General features: G+C 50.6%; 1 rRNA gene. It reads left to right on the forward strand.

From position 1 onward, the window contains the following. Window positions 1-577 (forward strand): 23S ribosomal RNA (locus ACEVFT_RS03875); the annotation flags it as partial.

Genomic DNA, 577 nt, shown 5'->3' on the forward strand with positions numbered 1-577 from the left:
AGCCGCAGCGAAAGCGAGTCTGAATAGGGCGAAATAGTACGTGGTCGTAGACCCGAAACCAGGTGATCTACCCATGTCCAGGGTGAAGGTGAGGTAACACTTACTGGAGGCCCGAACCCACGCACGTTGAAAAGTGCGGGGATGAGGTGTGGGTAGCGGAGAAATTCCAATCGAACTTGGAGATAGCTGGTTCTCTCCGAAATAGCTTTAGGGCTAGCCTCGTGATGAGAATACTGGAGGTAGAGCACTGTTTGGACTAGGGGGCCATCCCGGTTTACCGAATTCAGACAAACTCCGAATGCCAGATATTTATACACGGGAGTCAGACTGCGAGTGATAAGATCCGTAGTCAAAAGGGAAACAGCCCAGACCACCAGCTAAGGTCCCAAAGTAATCGTTAAGTGGAAAAGGATGTGGCGTTGCACAGACAACCAGGATGTTGGCTTAGAAGCAGCCATCATTTAAAGAGTGCGTAATAGCTCACTGGTCGAGTGACGCTGCGCCGAAAATGTATCGGGGCTAAACGATTCACCGAAGCTGTGGATTGACATCTACGATGTCAGTGGTAGGAGAGCGT

It is taken from the genome of Lysinibacillus sp. PWR01, from assembly GCF_043359455.1.
GTDB classification, from domain to species: domain Bacteria; phylum Bacillota; class Bacilli; order Bacillales_A; family Planococcaceae; genus Lysinibacillus; species Lysinibacillus fusiformis_F.